The sequence below is a fragment of the Rhizobacter sp. P2_H3 genome (assembly GCF_056403355.1).
Genome location: NZ_JBFUFQ010000536.1, coordinates 1 through 700, shown reverse-complemented (window position 1 = coordinate 700; position 700 = coordinate 1). Strand labels below are relative to the sequence as shown.

Annotated in this window: 1 protein-coding gene; it reads right to left on the bottom strand. The window is 74.2% G+C overall.

Going from position 1 to position 700, the window contains the following annotated elements; translation table 11 throughout:
- The coding region (locus AC1D1T_RS32900) for an NAD(P)/FAD-dependent oxidoreductase (RefSeq protein WP_477993564.1) at nt 1–700 on the bottom strand (700 nt) is incomplete at both ends.

The window sequence follows — 700 nt, the reverse complement described above, 5'->3', positions numbered from 1 at the left end:
ATCGAGCCGTCGATCTCGATCGCATCCCAGCGCTCGGCATGGCCCACGTACTGGATCGTCACGTCGTAGTGCTGGCTCCAGAAGAACGGGCTGATGTCGAAGGCGCGGTGCCGGCCGAGCATGTTCAGCGCGGCGACCTGGCCCTGGCGCTGCGCGAGCGCCCAGTGCTCGACGCGGATGCGCTCGCCCGAATGCGGGTCCGGCCAGCGCGCGATGTCGCCGGCCGCGAAGATGCCCGGCGCGCTGGTCTGCAGCCACGCGTCGACGCTGACGCCKCGGTCGACGGCGAGCCCGGCCTGTTCGGCCAGCGCGAGCGCGGGCCGCACGCCGACACCGGCGACGATCAGGTCGGCCTCGAGCACCGTGCCGTCGGCCAGCCGGACCTGGGAGCCGTCGACCCGCGCCACGGTGGTGCCGAGGTGGAAGACCACGCCGTGCGACGCATGCAGGTCGCGCACGAACGCACCGAGCTCGGGGCCGAGGATGCGCCGCATCGGCACCGCGTCGGGTGCCACCACATGCACCTCGAGTCCGCGGGCGCGCAGCGAGGCCGCCACCTCCAGCCCGATGAAGCTCGAGCCGATCACCAGCGCCACGCGTGCGGAGCCCGCCTGCGCGGCGATCGCGCGGCTGTCGCCGAAGCTGCGCAGGCTGCGCACCTGGCCGGGCGCCGCGCCGGGCACGTCGAGCTGCACCGGCT